The following is a 14,063-nucleotide window of genomic DNA, read 5'->3' as shown; positions in this document are numbered from 1 at the left end:
GCCTTTCTGCGGGTGCGAACGGCCCGGGTGGGCCGGGGACCGCTTCCGGGTGGGGAGCGGTGGTCAGTGGGAGGAGACGAGGTCCTCTTCGACCGCCTCGGCGGTCTTCCGGGCGCGCGGCGCGGCCTTCGTGGCCTTCGCGGCGCGCAGCAGGCTCAGTCCGCTGCGGTAGTTGCCGCGGTGGCCGAGCCGGCGGGCGATCAGGTCGCCGAGCAGTTGCAGCGCGGTGACGATGATCACGATTTCGGCGACGATGACCCACATGAAGGTGGTCTCGAAGCGCTGGTAGCCGTAGCGGATGGCGAGGTCGCCGAGTCCGCCGCCGCCGACCACGCCGGCCATCGCGGAGTATCCGATCAGGGCGATCAGCGTGGTGGTGAAGGCGGAGACCAGCGAGGGCAGGCTCTCCGGCAGCAGGGTCTTGCGGACGATGGTGCCGGTGCCGGCGCCCATCGCCTTGAGCGCCTCGACCAGTCCGCCGTTCACCTCGCGCACGGCGGTCTCCACCAGGCGGGCGAAGAACGGGATCGCGCCGATGGCGAGCGGGACGGTGGCGGCCTGCCAGCCGAGCGAGGTGCCGCCCGCGACCACCTTGGTGAACGGGATCACCGCGACGATCAGGATGACGAACGGGATGGAACGCCCGACGTTGACGATCGCCCCGAGCACCCGGCTGACGGCGCGGTTCTGCAGCAGGCCGCCCTTGTCGGTGAGCACCAGCAGCAGCCCGATCGGCAGTCCGACCACCAGGGTGGCGAGGCCGGCGAGGCCGACCATGCTGAGGGTCTCCCAGGTGGCGGGCCACATCAGTTCCTGCATCCGGTCCCAGGTCATGCCGCCACTCCGTTCGACAGGTCGAGGACGTCCACCTGGAGTCCCTGTTGGCGCAGGTAGCCGATCGGCACCACGTTGTCGGTGTGGCTGCCGGGCAGTTCGACCCGCATGCGGCCGACCAGGCGGCCGGCGATGGTCTCCACGGCGGCGCCGAGGATGTTGATGTCGATCTGGTAGGTGCGGGCCAGCTGGGAGACGAACGGCTGGGCGGGTGCGTCGCCCTGGAAGGTGATCTCCAGGACGGTGCGGTCGGGGTTGCCGGAGCCGAAGTCGCCGAGCGGGAACAGGTCGCGGGCGATCCGCGAGTGGCCGTCGGCGAGCAGGTCGGTGAGCTGTCCGCTCTCCACGACCTTGCCGCCACGCATCAGGGCCGCGGAGTCGCAGACCGACTTGATGACGTCCATCTCGTGGGTGATCAGCAGCACGGTGAGGCCGAGCTGCTGGTTGAGGTCGCGCAGCAGCGCCAGGATCGAGCGGGTGGTCTCCGGGTCGAGGGCGCTGGTGGCCTCGTCGGAGAGCAGCACCTTGGGGTCGCCGGCCAGGGCGCGGGCGATGCCGACGCGCTGCTTCTGGCCGCCGGAGAGCTGGCCGGGGTAGCTGCGCGCCTTGTCGGCGAGGCCGACCAGGTCGAGCAGTTCGGCGGCCTTGCGGCGGCGGTCGTGCCGGTCGAGGCCGATGATCTCCAGCGGGAGTTCGACGTTCTGCTGCACGGTGCGCGAGGACAGCAGGTTGAAGTGCTGGAACACCATGCCGATCCGGCGGCGGGCCTCGCGGAGTTCGCGGCCGGCCCGGTGTTCGCTGCCGGCCAGCGCGGTCAGCTCGACGCCGTCCACGGTGACGGTGCCGGAGGTGGGCCGCTCCAGCAGGTTGACGCACCGGATCAGGGTGGACTTGCCGGCGCCGCTGGTGCCGACGACTCCGAACACCTCGCCCTGCCGCACGTGCAGGTCGACGCTGTCCAGCGCCAGGACGTCACGGCCCCGGGAACGGTAGACCTTGGTCAGGTCCTTGGTGGTGATCACAGCTGCTTCCGTTTGTTCGTCAGCGGACGACCCTTGGGGCATCCGCGCCAATGGAACGGCACCTGGTGCCGGGAGGAAGATCGGGGGCTGACGTCTTGTCGATCACGGCCGCCGGTCGGACGGACCGCGCACGGGCGCGGCCTTGTCGGGACATCGGAGGACGGAACGTCAGCGGGCGCTGGGCAGAGCTCTCAGCGACAACACATTCGACGGCACATGCGTCGCTCACCTGCCGGCGTTGCGCCGGTGGGGATGCATGTCGTCGTCGTGGTCATGGAACCCAGTAAATCAGACAATTGGTGAACGTCCCAACTTCCAGGACTCACTGTCCGACATGCGGACACGACCCTTGCGGGACAAGCACTGCGGCACCCGACCGGTGTCCGGTTCGGGTGCCGCAGTGGGTGGTTCAGGCCGCCAGCGAGGCCGCGCCGGGCTTGGCCAGGGTGACGATCGACAGCCGGCGGGAGACCTCGCGCACCTCGGTCTCGCGGTAGCCGAGGCTCTGGTAGAGCCGCAGGTTGCCGAGGCTGCGGTGGCCGGTGAACAGCTCGAAGCCGGCGGCGCCGTCCTCGGTGAGCTGCGCCTCCAGGGCGGTCAGCAGGCGGCGGCCGAGGCCGTGCCGCTGCATCCGCGGGTGCACCACCAGCTTGCCGATCCGGCCGGTGCCGGTCTCGTCCACCGAGCCGCGCACCGAGCCGACCACCTCGTCGCCCAGGCGGGCCACCAGGACGCGGTGCCCGGCGAGTTCGGCCTTCAGGCTCTCCAGGCTCTGGGTCAGCGGCTCGAGGGTCCAGTCGCTGTACAGCTCCGCCTCGCTCTGGTAGCCGAGGTACTGGAGCTTGAGGATCTGCTCCGCTTCATCAGGTCGTGCCGCTGCGATGATCACACTCATGCCCATGTGCGGGGGCCTCCATCGTCAATCGCCCGGCGCGCACGAGTGAGGGTCTGGCACCGGCCTTGTCCGAGGTGTGCCCGGACGGGGATCGGCCCGGCCCGGGAAAAGCGCGACACGTCCCGCCGGACGGTGGCCCGACGGACCGGAACTGACGCGCTCACGCTCAGTATCCGGACGGTCGGACTACGGTCAAGAGAGACGTTCGCCACCGCTCTACCCAGCCGACCACTGTTCTCAACCTCCTGGACGCCCCGACGTGGCGAGCGTCACGCCGGCCCCGGCCGTCACCCGTTCGGACGGATGTTCTGGTTCACCCGGAACAGGTTCCCCGGGTCGTAGCGCTCCTTCAGCGCCACCAGCCGCTCGTACTTCGCCAGCCCGTACGCCTCCACCACCCGCCCCTGGCCCTCCATGCCCATCAGGTTCACGTACGCCCCGCCCGAGGAGAACGGCCGCATCGCCTCCCAGCACTGCCGCACCCACGCCACCTGCGGCTCCGCCGGGCCGGTGGTCCACCGGCCCACCGCGCTCAGCAGGTACGGGGCCTGCCGGTAGGTGTACGCACTGTCCTCCGCGCCCACCCGCGCCACCGCGCCGCCCAGGAACGCCAGCTGGGCGTACGCGTCCGGCGAGGGCAGCGCGGCCGTCTGCTCCGCCAGGCAGCCGATCGCCGCGTCGTCCAGCACCGACAGGAACTCCGACCGGCCGAACACGCCCGCACCCGGGCCCCGGCCGGTGTCCAGCATCTGCTGCCACAGCGTGTACGGGCGGGTCTGCACGGTGTCCGCCACCACGCCCGGCAGAGCACGCAACGGCGCCAGCACCTCCCGGCCCCGATCGGCCCGGCCGGCCCAGCACAGGCCGATCCGCACCGCCGCCCCCGCCGGCAGCTCCGGCACCCCGCGCGGGTGGCCGAACTCGCACGCCACCGTCAGCCCGTCCGGGGCCTGCGCCATGAAGTCCCGCACCGCCGCCACCGTCTCCGCCAGCGCCTCCCCCGGCAGGTACAGCGCCCCGCACAGCACGTGCGGGCCAACCCGGTGCAGCCGGTACGTGAACGAGGTGACCACCCCGAAGTTCCCGCCGCCGCCGCGCAGCCCCGCGAACAGCTCCGGGTGCGAGGCCGCGCTCGCCGTCAGCAACCGGCCCTCGGCGGTCACCACGTCCGCCTCGACCAGGTTGTCGCAGGTCAGACCGTACGCCCGGGTCAGCCAGCCGATGCCGCCGCCGAGCGTCGTCCCGGCGATGCCCGCCCCCGAGTACGGCGCGCCCGGCGTGGCCAGGCCGAACGCCTGCGTCTCGTGGTCGAAGCCGCCCCAGGTCGCGCCCGGCTGCGCCCGGGCGGTCCGCCGCTCCGGGTCCACCCGCACCCCTGTCAGGCCGGACAGGTCGATCAGCATCGCGCCCTCGCCCGTCCCGAGCCCCGCCAGGCTGTGCCCGGCGCCGCGGACGGCCACCGGCAGGCCGTGCTCGCGGGCCACCGCGACGGCCTGCAGCACGTCCGCGACCCCGGTGCAGCGGGCGATCACCTCGGGCCGGCGGTCCACCGCCGCGTTCCACACCCCCCGCGCCCGGTCGTAGTCCACGTCCCCGGGCACCACGATCTCGCCCCGGAACCCTTCGGCAAGCGCCACGGCTGCGTCGGCCATGGATCCAGCCTAGGCGGGCCGGCCGCCGCCCGCTCCGGCGCGGACCGGCCATCGGGTGACGCACGTCACCGGCAGTTCCCGCCGATTCCGGCCGCCGGACGCGGGCGGACGGCATGCTCGGAACCGATGATTCGCGCGATCCTGCACGGGAACCCCGGCCTGCTGCCCGCGTTCCTGGTCACCGCCCTGCTGCTCGGGGCTCTCGTTCGTCGATTGCGGTCTCAGCCGAGCCAGGCCTGCTGGACGGCCAGGTCCTGCTTGATCTCGGCGAGCTGCACCGCGACGGCCGAGGGGGCGGTGCCGCCGCGGCCGTTGCGGGAGGCGATCGCGCCGTGGACGGACAGGACGGTGCGGACGTCCGGCGTCAGGTGGGAGGAGATGGCGGCGAACTGCTCGTCCGTCAGGTCGGACAGTTCGATGCCCTCGGCCTCGCAGACCTTGACGCAGGCGCCGGCCACCTCGTGCGCGACGCGGAACGGGACGCCCTGCTTGACCAGCCACTCGGCGATGTCGGTGGCGAGCGAGAAGCCGGCCGGGGCGAGCTCCTCGAGGCGCTCGCGGTGCACGGTGAGGGTGGCGATCATGCCGGTGAAGGCGGGGAGCAGGACCTCGAGGGTGTCGCAGGAGTCGAAGACCGGCTCCTTGTCCTCCTGGAGGTCGCGGTTGTAGGCCAGCGGCAGCGCCTTGAGGGTGGCGAGCAGGCCGGTCAGGTTGCCGATCAGGCGGCCGGACTTGCCGCGGGCGAGCTCCGCGATGTCGGGGTTCTTCTTCTGCGGCATGATCGACGACCCGGTGGAGAAGGCGTCGTGCAGCGTGATGAAGCCGAACTCCTTGGTGTTCCAGATGATGATCTCCTCCGCGATCCGCGAGAGGTTGATGCCGATCATCGCGGTGACGAAGGCGAACTCGGCGACGAAGTCGCGGGAGGCGGTGCCGTCGATGGAGTTGCCCACCGAGCCGCGCTCGAAGCCGAGTTCGGCGGCGACGGCCTGCGGGTCGAGGCCCAGCGAGGAGCCGGCCAGCGCGCCCGAGCCGTACGGGGAGACGGCGGTGCGGGTGTCCCACTGGCGCAGCCGCTCGGCGTCCCGGCCCAGCGACTGGACGTGGGCGAGCACGTGGTGGGCGAACAGCACGGGCTGGGCGTGCTGGAGGTGGGTGCGGCCGGGCATCGCGGTGTTCGGGTGCGCCTCGGCGAGGCCGACCAGGGCGTGCTGGAGGTCGAGGATCAGCGCGCCGATGGTCTTGGCGTGGTCGCGCAGGTACATCCGGAACAGGGTGGCGATCTGGTCGTTGCGCGAGCGGCCGGCCCGCAGCTTGCCGCCGAGGTCGGCGCCGAGGCGCTCCAGCAGGCCGCGCTCCAGGGCGGTGTGCACGTCCTCGTCGGCGACGGTGCCGACGAACGCGCCGGACTCGACGTCGGCCAGCAGCTGGTCCAGCCCGCCGAGCATGCCGGTGAGCTCGTCGTCGCTGAGCAGGCCCGCCTTGTGCAGGACCCGGGCGTGGGCCTTGGAGCCGGCGATGTCGTAGGGGGCGAGCCGCCAGTCGAAGTGGACGGAGGCGGAGAGCTTGGCGAGGGCCTCGGAGGGGCCGTCGGCGAAGCGCGCGCCCCAGAGGCGAACGTCTGCGGGCTGGTTCGCGGTCATCGCGTGGACTCCTTCGAGGGTGGGACTGAGTGTGGAGATGCCCCGGCCGCCGTGGCGGATACGGCGGGCCGGGGCAGGTACTGCGGGTGGATCAGGCCAGGTCGCGGCGGGCGGCGATCTTCGAGGACATGCCGAAGATCTCGATGAAGCCCTTGGACATGGACTGGTCGAAGGTGTCGCCGGTGTCGTAGGTGGCGAGGTTGAAGTCGTACAGCGACTGGTCCGACTTGCGGCCGTTGACGACGGCGCGGCCGCCGTGCAGGACCATCCGGATCTCGCCGGAGACGGCCTGGTTGGCCTCGTTGACGAAGCCGTCCAGGGCGCGCTTGAGCGGGGAGAACCACAGGCCGTCGTAGACCAGCTCGGCCCAGCGCTGCTCGACCTGCCGCTTGTAGCGGGCGAGTTCGCGCTCGACGGTGACGTTCTCCAGGGCCTGGTGGGCGGTGATCAGGGCGATCGCGCCGGGGGCCTCGTAGATCTCGCGGGACTTGATGCCGACCAGGCGGTCCTCGACCATGTCGAGGCGGCCGATGCCCTGGGCGCCGGCCCGCTTGTTCAGCTCCTCGATGGCCTGCAGGACGGTGACCTTGCGGCCGTCGATGGCGACCGGGACGCCCGCCTCGAAGGTGATGACGACCTCGTCGGCCTCGCGCGGGGTGGCCGGGTTCTGGGTGTACTCGTAGACGTCCTCGATCGGGGCGTTCCAGATGTCCTCGAGGAAGCCGGTCTCGACGGCGCGGCCGAAAACGTTCTGGTCGATCGAGTACGGGTTCTTCTTGGTGGTGACGATCGGGAGGTTCTTGGCCTCGGCGAAGGCGATCGCCTTGTCGCGGGTCATCGCGTAGTCGCGGACCGGGGCGATGCACTTCAGGTTCGGGGCCAGCGACTGGATGCCGACCTCGAAGCGGACCTGGTCGTTGCCCTTGCCGGTGCAGCCGTGGGCGACGGTGGTGGCGCCGTGCTTCTGCGCGGCGGCGACCAGGTGCTTGACGATGACCGGGCGGGACAGCGCGGAGACCAGCGGGTACTGGCCCTGGTACAGGGCGTTGGCCTTGAGGGCGGGCAGGCAGTACTCGTTCGCGAACTCGTCGCGGGCGTCGGCGACCTCGGCCTCGACGGCGCCGCAGTCGAGCGCGCGCTGGCGGATGACGTCGAGGTCCTCGCCGCCCTGGCCGACGTCGACCGCGACGGCGATGACCTCGGCGCCGGTCTCCTCGGCGATCCAGCCGATGCAGACGGACGTGTCCAGACCGCCCGAGTAGGCGAGTACGACGCGCTCAGTCACGGCTTTCTCCTTCAGTACAGGTTTCATGCGGCGTTAGGCATAAGTATGCACGAGTGCGTATGCATTGCCAAACCGGTGGCACTCAGTGAGACGGATAAGGGGTGGAGGGCTACTGCGACTTGGCCTGGGCGAGCTGCATCAGGTGGTCGGCGAGCGCCTGGCCGCCGGCCGCGTCGCGGCTGATCAGCAGGACGGTGTCGTCGCCGGCGATGGTGCCGATGATCTCGAACACCTCGGCGGTGTCGATCGCGGAGGCCAGGAACTGGGCGGCGCCGGGCGGGGTGCGCAGCACGACCAGGTTGCCGGAGGCGGTCGCGGAGACCATCAGCTCGCCCGCCAGCCGGGCCATCCGGGCCTCGCTGGCGGACTCGCCCATGGGGGCGCGCGGGGTGCGGTCGCCGCCCTCGGCCGGGACGGCGTAGATGAGCGCGCCGTCCCGGTTGCGGATCTTCACCGCTCCGAGTTCGTCCAGGTCCCGGGAGAGGGTGGCCTGGGTGACCACCAGGCCGTCGTCGGCGAGCAGCTTGGCCAGCTGGCTCTGCGAGCGGACGGGCTGACGGGTCAGCAGGTCCACGATCCGGCGGTGGCGCGCGGTGCGGGTCTGCGGGACCTGCGGCGTGGGCGCCGTGGTCGACTCGGGGCGGGGTTCGGTCATAACTGAAGATTCTCCTGAAAGACGCTCAGCTGTTCGCGTCGGGGGCCGTTTCGCGGACCGTTCGGAGGATCGCGGGCAGTGCGGCGAGGAACCGGTCGGCCTGCTCCTCGGTCAGGATCAGCGGCGGAACCAGCCGTACGGCGTCCGCGACGGCCGCGTTGACCAGGAAACCGGCGTCCTGCGCGGCGGCCTGGACCTGGGCGGCGACGGGCTGCGTGAGCACGATACCCAGCAGCAGGCCCTTCCCGCGCACCTGTGCGACCAGTGGATCGCCGATCGCCTCGATGCCGTGGCGCAGCCGCTCGCCGATCTTGGTGACGTGCTCCAGCAGGCCCTGCTCCTCGATGGTGCGCAGCACGGCGAGGCCGGCGGCGGCGACCACGGGGTTGCCGCCGAAGGTGGTGCCGTGCTGGCCGGGGGCGAGCAGTTCGGCGGTGTCGCCGAAGGCGAGCACGGCGCCGATCGGCAGGCCGCCGCCGAGGCCCTTGGCGAGGGTGACGATGTCCGGGTCGGCGCCGTCCTCGGCCTGGTGGGCGTACCAGTGGCCGGTGCGGCCGATGCCGGTCTGGATCTCGTCCATGACCAGCAGGGTGCCGGTGGCGCGGGTGATCTCGCGGGCGGCCAGCAGGTAGCCGTCGGGCAGCGGGACGGCGCCGTTCTCGCCCTGGACGGGCTCCAGGAAGACGGCGGCGGTCTCGGTGGTGACGGCCTGGCGCAGGGCTTCGATGTCGCCGAGCGGGACGTGCGTGACCTCGCCGGGCAGCGGCTTGAAGGGTTCCTGTTTGGCGGGCTGGGCGGTGAGCGCGAGGGCGCCCATGGTGCGGCCGTGGAAGGCGCCCTGGACGGAGACCAGGTGGGTGCGGCCGGTCAGCCGGGAGATCTTGAAGGCGGCCTCGTTGGCCTCGGCGCCGGAGTTGCAGAAGAACACCCGGGCCGGGCGGCCGGCCAACTCGACGAGCTTCTCGGCGAGTTGGATGGTCGGCTCGGCCATGAACAGGTTGGAGACGTGGCCGAGGGTGGCGATCTGCTCGGTGACGGCGGTGACGATCGCGGGGTGCGCGGTGCCGAGCGCGTTGACGGCGATGCCGCCGACCAGGTCGAGGTACTCGTTGCCGTCGGCGTCCCACAGCAGGGCGCCCTCGCCGCGGACCAGCGGGATGCGCGGGGTGCCGTAGTTGTGCATCAGGGTGTGCCGGTACCGCTCGGTGATCGACGCGTTGCTGATGGCTTCGTGCTCGCTCATGCCAGGCCCCCCAGGACGGTGGTGTCGTCGTCGGGCACGACCATGGTGCCGATGCCCTCGTCGGTGAAGATCTCCAGCAGCAGGCTGTGCTGGACCCGCCCGTCCAGCACGCGGGCGGTGCCCACGCCGGAGCGGACGGCGCGCAGGCAGCCCTCCATCTTGGGGAGCATGCCGCTGGCCAGGGTCGGCAGCATCTCCTCCAGTTCGGAGGCGTTGAGCTGGCTGATCACGTCGTCGGAGTTCGGCCAGTCCTTGTAGAGGCCCTCGACATCGGTGAGCACGACCAGCATTTCGGCGCCGAGCGCGACGGCCATCGCGGCGGCGGCGGTGTCGGCGTTGATGTTGTAGATGTGGCCGTCGGCGCCGCGGGCGATCGAGGAGATCACCGGGATGCGGCCGTCGGCGATCAGCGCCTTGACCGCGCCGGCCTCGATGTTGACGATGTCGCCGACCAGGCCGATGTCGACCTGTTCGCCGTCGACCACGGCGTAGCGCTTGACCGCGGTCATGGTGTGGGCGTCCTCGCCGGTCATGCCGACGGCGAACGGGCCGTGCGCGTTGAGCAGACCGACCAGTTCGCGCTGGACCTGCCCGGCGAGCACCATCCGGACCACGTCCATGGTCTCGGGGGTGGTGACACGCAGGCCGGCGGTGAACGAGGACTCCAGGCCGAGCTTGTCGAGCTGGGCGCTGATCTGCGGGCCGCCGCCGTGCACCACGACGGGGTGCAGGCCGGCGTAGCGGAGGAAGACCACGTCCTGGGCGAAGGCGGCCTTCAGGTCCTCGTCGACCATGGCGTTGCCGCCGAACTTGATGACGACGGTCTTGCCGTGGAAGCGCTCCAGCCAGGGCAGCGCCTCGATCAGGGTGCGGGCCTTGGGCAGGGCGGCGTTGCTGCGGGCCTGTTCGCCCTTGGGTGCGATCTGCATGGCGTGTGTCGATTCCCCCGGGTCAGCTGGAGTAGGCGCTGTTCTCGTGCACGTATTCGGCGGTCAGGTCGTTGGTCCAGATGCTGGCGGAGGCCTGACCGGCCTTCAGGTCGGCGGTGATGACGACCTCGCGGCCCTTCATCGAGACGAGGTCGCGGTCCTCGCCGACACCGCCGCCCCGGCACACCCAGACGCCGTTGATGGCGACGTCCAGCTGGTCCGGGTCGAAGGCGGCGGAGGTGGTGCCGATCGCGGACAGCACCCGGCCCCAGTTCGGGTCCTCGCCGTGGATGGCGCACTTGAGCAGGTTGCTGCGGGAGATGGTGCGGGCGACGTCGACGGCCTCGTCCTCGGTGGCGGCGTTCACGATGTCGATCCGGATGTCCTTGGACGCGCCCTCGGCGTCGCCGATCAGCTGGCGGGCCAGGTCGGCGCAGACGGTGCGCACGGCCTCGGCGAACTCGGCCTGCTCCGGGGCGAGTTCACTGGCGCCGGAGGCGAGCAGCAGCACCGTGTCGTTGGTGGACATGCAGCCGTCGGAGTCGACCCGGTCGAAGGTGGTGCGGGTGGCGTCGCGCAGCGCGGCGTCCAGGGCCTCCGCATTCACCACCGCGTCGGTGGTGAGCACGACCAGCATGGTGGCCAGGCCCGGGGCGAGCATGCCCGCGCCCTTGGCCATGCCGCCGACCGTCCAGCCGGCCGGGCTGGTGACCTGGGCGGTCTTGTGCACGGTGTCGGTGGTCTTGATGGCGATCGCGGCGCTCTCGCCGCCGGTGGGGCTGAGCGCCTCGGCGGCCTGCTCGATGCCGGGCAGCAGCTTGTCCATCGGCAGCCGGACGCCGATCAGGCCGGTGGAGCAGACCGCGACGTCGATCGCGCCGACGCCGAGTTCGGCGGCGACCTTCTCGGCGGTGGCGTGGGTGTCCTGGAAGCCCTCCGGGCCGGTGCAGGCGTTCGCGCCACCGGAGTTGAGGACGACGGCGGTCAGCTCGCCGTCCTTCAGCACCTGCCGCGACCACTTCACCGGCGCGGCGTGCACCCGGTTCGAGGTGAACACGCCCGCGGCGGCGTGCAGCGGGCCGTCGTTGACGACCAGCGCCAGGTCCGGGGTGCCGGACGCCTTGATGCCGGCGGTGACGCCCGCCGCGCGGAAGCCCTTCGCCGCGGTGACGCCGATGTTCTGGGTGTCCGTCATGGTGCGACTCCGTTCAGCGGGAGGCCGAGCTCCTCGGGGAGGCCGAGGGCGATGTTCATGCTCTGCACCGCGCCGCCGGCGGTGCCCTTCACCAGGTTGTCGATCGCGCTGATCGCGATGATCCGCCCGGCGTGTTCGTCCAGCACGACCTGCAGCACGGCCGCGTTCGACCCGTACACGGACGAGGTGTGCGGCCACTGCCCCTCGGGCAGCAGGTGGACGAACGGCTCGTCGCCGTACGCCTCCTGGTACGCGGCTCTGATTTTCGCGGCGGTGGTGCCGGGCTTCGCCTTGGCGGAGCAGGTGGCGAGGATGCCGCGCGGCATCGGCGCGAGCGTCGGCGTGAAGGAGACGGTGACCGGCTCGCCCGCGAGCGGCGTCAGGTTCTGCGCCATCTCCGGGGTGTGCCGGTGGCCGCCGCCGACGCCGTAGGGGCTCATCGAGCCCATCACCTCGCTGCCCAGCAGGTGCGTCTTGGCGGCCTTGCCCGCGCCGGACGTACCGGACGCGGCGGTGATCACCGCCTCCGGCTCGGCCAGGCCCGCGGCGAACATCGGGAACATCGCGAGCGTCACCGCGGTCGGGTAGCAACCCGGCACCGCGATCCGCTTGCTGCCCTTCAACGCGTCACGGTGGCCCGGAAGTTCGGGCAGACCGTAGGGCCAGGTGCCGGCGTGCGGGGAGCCGTAGAACTGCTCCCAGTCGGCCGACGACCTCAGCCGGTGATCGGCGCCGAGGTCGACCACCAGGACGTCCTCGCCGAGCTGGGCGGCGATCTCGGCGGACTGGCCGTGCGGCAGACCGAGGAACACGATGTCGTGCCCCGCCAACGTCTGCGCGTTCGTCGGCTCCAGCACCCGGTCGGCCAGCCCGATCAGGTGCGGCTGCAGCGCGCCGAAGCGCTGACCCGCGTTGGAGCCGCCGGTCAGCGCCCCGATCTCCACCTCCGGATGCCCTTGCAGCAGGCGCAGCACCTCACCGCCCGCATACCCGCTCGCTCCGGCGACGGCAACTCGCAATACCATGGCATTCCCTCCTGAAGCCCAGCATGAATATACGCAGCTCGGCAAAATCATGCAAGAATGACGACTGTGGTACCGGCTGTCGTACACGCGTCCTAGCCTGCCGCCATGACCGAACTCGCCGTACTGGACCGCCTTCTGGACGACAGCGACTTCCCGGTGGAGCAGCTGACCTGCCATCCGCGACTGCCGCTGGCCGTCGGCACCTCGACCGACTGCCGTACCGTCCGCGTCTTCGACTGCGCCGAGGGGCGGCTGCGCGAGCTCGCCGCGCTCGACGCCGAGCCGGGCACCTCGCCCTGGGGCGACTCGGCCCCGCAGGCGGTGGCCTGGCACCCGCACCGGCCGCTGCTGGTGGTGGCCGACGGGGAGTTCCTGCTGCGGTGGACCGCTGACGACCCGTCCGGCCCGGTGCGCGTCCCGGCCGGGGCCGAGTACGACGCGCTGGCGTTCAGCCCGGACGGCGGCCGGCTGTGGGCCACGCCGTCCGCCGACGACGGCTGGACGGGCTCGGACGTCCTCGACCCCGCCACCGGCGCGGTCACCGGCACCGCCCGGCACTGGGACACCGGCGTCGCCGTCCACCCGTCCGGCGAGCTGGTCGCCACCCTGGCCAGCGACCAGGGCGCCACCTACTGCCTGTTCGCCCGCCCCGGCGACGGCCCCGCCGCGGCGATGCGGACACTGCGACAGGCGCTGATCCTGGACTGCGACGGCTACGGAGCCCCGCTGTTCAGCGCCGACGGGCGGCACTTCGCGATCCGCGGCAACGCGTACGTCGACATGCTGGAGGTCTTCGCCTTCCCCTCGCTGCGGAAGGTCCTGTCGACGACGCTCGCCGAGGACAGCTCCGAGGAATGGCCGCGCGGCAACCTCGCCTGGAGCGCCCGGCCCGGCGTGCTGTGGATCGGCACGCCGACCGGCTCGCTCCTCGAACTCGACGTCGAGGCCCGGGAAGCCGCCGAACACGCCTCCCCCGACGGCGTCCCGGTCGCCGCCCTGGCCGCCACCGCGAACGGCGACCTGCTGCTCGCCCGCACCGACGGCGAACTCGTCCTGCTGTCGGTACGGCCCGCCTTCGCTGCCGCGGAGCCGAACGACGACGTCGCGGTGTTCCTCGCGGGGACGGAAGAAGCGCCCCTGGACGGTGCGGTGGACGAACACCTGGAGGTCACCGACGGCATCCGCAGCTGGACGGACGACGATCTCGACTCGGTGACCGAGACCTCCGACGACGACCCGACCTGGTTGCAGATCCAGGCCTCGATGAACCGCTTCCGCGGCACTCGGGCCACCTGACACCGAAATCGGCCACGCTCCGGCCGCACAGATCCGACCGCGCGGATCGGGGTGCGCGTTCCGCCTACCGCTGCCGGGCGGGCCGGGGCGTTCCGGCTGCCGCGCCGCGCCGGTCGAGGATCTGGACGGCCAGCTCCCGCGCGAAGGCGACCGGGCCGGTGTCCGGGCGGGTGGCCGCGGCTGCCAGGGCTCCGTCGATCAGGAGCAGGAGTTGGTCGGCGGCGCGAGTCGGCCGGGGAAGGGCCAGGGGACAGCAAGTTGACGTCACGTCAGGTATTTACGCCGATAACGGTCATCGTCAACGAGGCCGGGGCCCGACCGGCGGCCGGGCAGCGACAGCGCCCCGCACGGCGGTTGGCCGAGCGGGGCGTTCTGCTGTCCGGACACCC

13 protein-coding genes are annotated in these 14,063 nt (G+C 71.8%); 1 reads left to right on the top strand and 12 read right to left on the bottom strand.

Annotated elements, in window-relative coordinates; all coding sequences use genetic code 11:
• Window positions 1-63: 63 nt before the first annotated feature.
• The 11 genes from ACIHEI_RS17945 to argC form a co-directional block, all read right to left on the bottom strand.
• Complete coding sequence (locus ACIHEI_RS17945; protein ID WP_396607299.1) at window positions 64-834, bottom strand: methionine ABC transporter permease; 771 nt, start codon at window positions 832-834, stop codon at window positions 64-66.
• The gene (locus ACIHEI_RS17940) at window positions 831-1,856 is read right to left on the bottom strand and encodes a methionine ABC transporter ATP-binding protein (protein WP_387642960.1); all 1,026 of its coding nucleotides are present in this window, start codon (window positions 1,854-1,856) and stop codon (window positions 831-833) included. Before ACIHEI_RS17940 ends, ACIHEI_RS17945 begins: the two co-directional genes overlap by 4 nt.
• A 409-nt stretch (window positions 1,857-2,265) precedes the next feature.
• Window positions 2,266-2,757, bottom strand: a complete 492-nt coding sequence (locus tag ACIHEI_RS17935) for a GNAT family N-acetyltransferase (RefSeq protein ID WP_396607298.1) — start codon at window positions 2,755-2,757, stop codon at window positions 2,266-2,268.
• 281 nt (window positions 2,758-3,038) lie between these two features.
• Window positions 3,039-4,403: an FAD-binding oxidoreductase gene (locus ACIHEI_RS17930; RefSeq protein ID WP_392954827.1), complete on the bottom strand. Its 1,365-nt coding sequence runs from the start codon at window positions 4,401-4,403 to the stop codon at window positions 3,039-3,041.
• Window positions 4,404-4,624: 221 nt separating this feature from the next.
• Window positions 4,625-6,046 (bottom strand): argininosuccinate lyase, encoded by a 1,422-nt coding sequence (gene argH, locus ACIHEI_RS17925; protein ID WP_392954829.1) that lies wholly within the window; start codon window positions 6,044-6,046, stop codon window positions 4,625-4,627.
• 91 nt (window positions 6,047-6,137) lie between these two features.
• Window positions 6,138-7,331, bottom strand: coding sequence for an argininosuccinate synthase (locus ACIHEI_RS17920; protein ID WP_387642965.1), 1,194 nt, complete (start codon window positions 7,329-7,331; stop codon window positions 6,138-6,140).
• 109 nt (window positions 7,332-7,440) lie between these two features.
• The gene (locus tag ACIHEI_RS17915) at window positions 7,441-7,986 is read right to left on the bottom strand and encodes an arginine repressor (protein ID WP_387642966.1); all 546 of its coding nucleotides are present in this window, start codon (window positions 7,984-7,986) and stop codon (window positions 7,441-7,443) included.
• A gap of 25 nt (window positions 7,987-8,011) precedes the next feature.
• On the bottom strand, window positions 8,012-9,229 hold the full coding sequence (locus tag ACIHEI_RS17910) for an acetylornithine transaminase (RefSeq protein ID WP_396607297.1): 1,218 nt from the start codon (window positions 9,227-9,229) through the stop codon (window positions 8,012-8,014).
• Window positions 9,226-10,158: an acetylglutamate kinase gene (gene argB, locus ACIHEI_RS17905; protein ID WP_387868546.1), complete on the bottom strand. Its 933-nt coding sequence runs from the start codon at window positions 10,156-10,158 to the stop codon at window positions 9,226-9,228. The genes ACIHEI_RS17910 and argB overlap by 4 nt, the downstream gene beginning before the upstream one ends.
• A 22-nt stretch (window positions 10,159-10,180) precedes the next feature.
• Window positions 10,181-11,335 (bottom strand): bifunctional glutamate N-acetyltransferase/amino-acid acetyltransferase ArgJ, encoded by a 1,155-nt coding sequence (gene argJ, locus ACIHEI_RS17900; RefSeq protein ID WP_392954931.1) that lies wholly within the window; start codon window positions 11,333-11,335, stop codon window positions 10,181-10,183.
• Window positions 11,336-11,349: 14 nt separating this feature from the next.
• The gene (gene argC / locus ACIHEI_RS17895; RefSeq protein WP_392954836.1) at window positions 11,350-12,378 is read right to left on the bottom strand and encodes an N-acetyl-gamma-glutamyl-phosphate reductase; all 1,029 of its coding nucleotides are present in this window, start codon (window positions 12,376-12,378) and stop codon (window positions 11,350-11,352) included.
• A gap of 105 nt (window positions 12,379-12,483) precedes the next feature.
• Between argC and ACIHEI_RS17890 the strand changes: the two genes are divergently transcribed.
• Window positions 12,484-13,674 (top strand): hypothetical protein, encoded by a 1,191-nt coding sequence (locus ACIHEI_RS17890; protein WP_396607296.1) that lies wholly within the window; start codon window positions 12,484-12,486, stop codon window positions 13,672-13,674.
• 64 nt (window positions 13,675-13,738) lie between these two features.
• Here the strand turns inward: ACIHEI_RS17890 and ACIHEI_RS17885 are convergent, their stop codons facing one another.
• Window positions 13,739-13,942, bottom strand: a complete 204-nt coding sequence (locus ACIHEI_RS17885) for a hypothetical protein (protein ID WP_396607295.1) — start codon at window positions 13,940-13,942, stop codon at window positions 13,739-13,741.
• Window positions 13,943-14,063: the final 121 nt, after the last annotated feature.

The organism is Kitasatospora sp. NPDC051984 (assembly GCF_044593455.1).
In the GTDB taxonomy this organism is placed as follows: domain Bacteria; phylum Actinomycetota; class Actinomycetes; order Streptomycetales; family Streptomycetaceae; genus Kitasatospora.
Note: the sequence above shows the minus strand (reverse complement) of the source record. Positions and strands in the feature narration are given on the sequence as shown.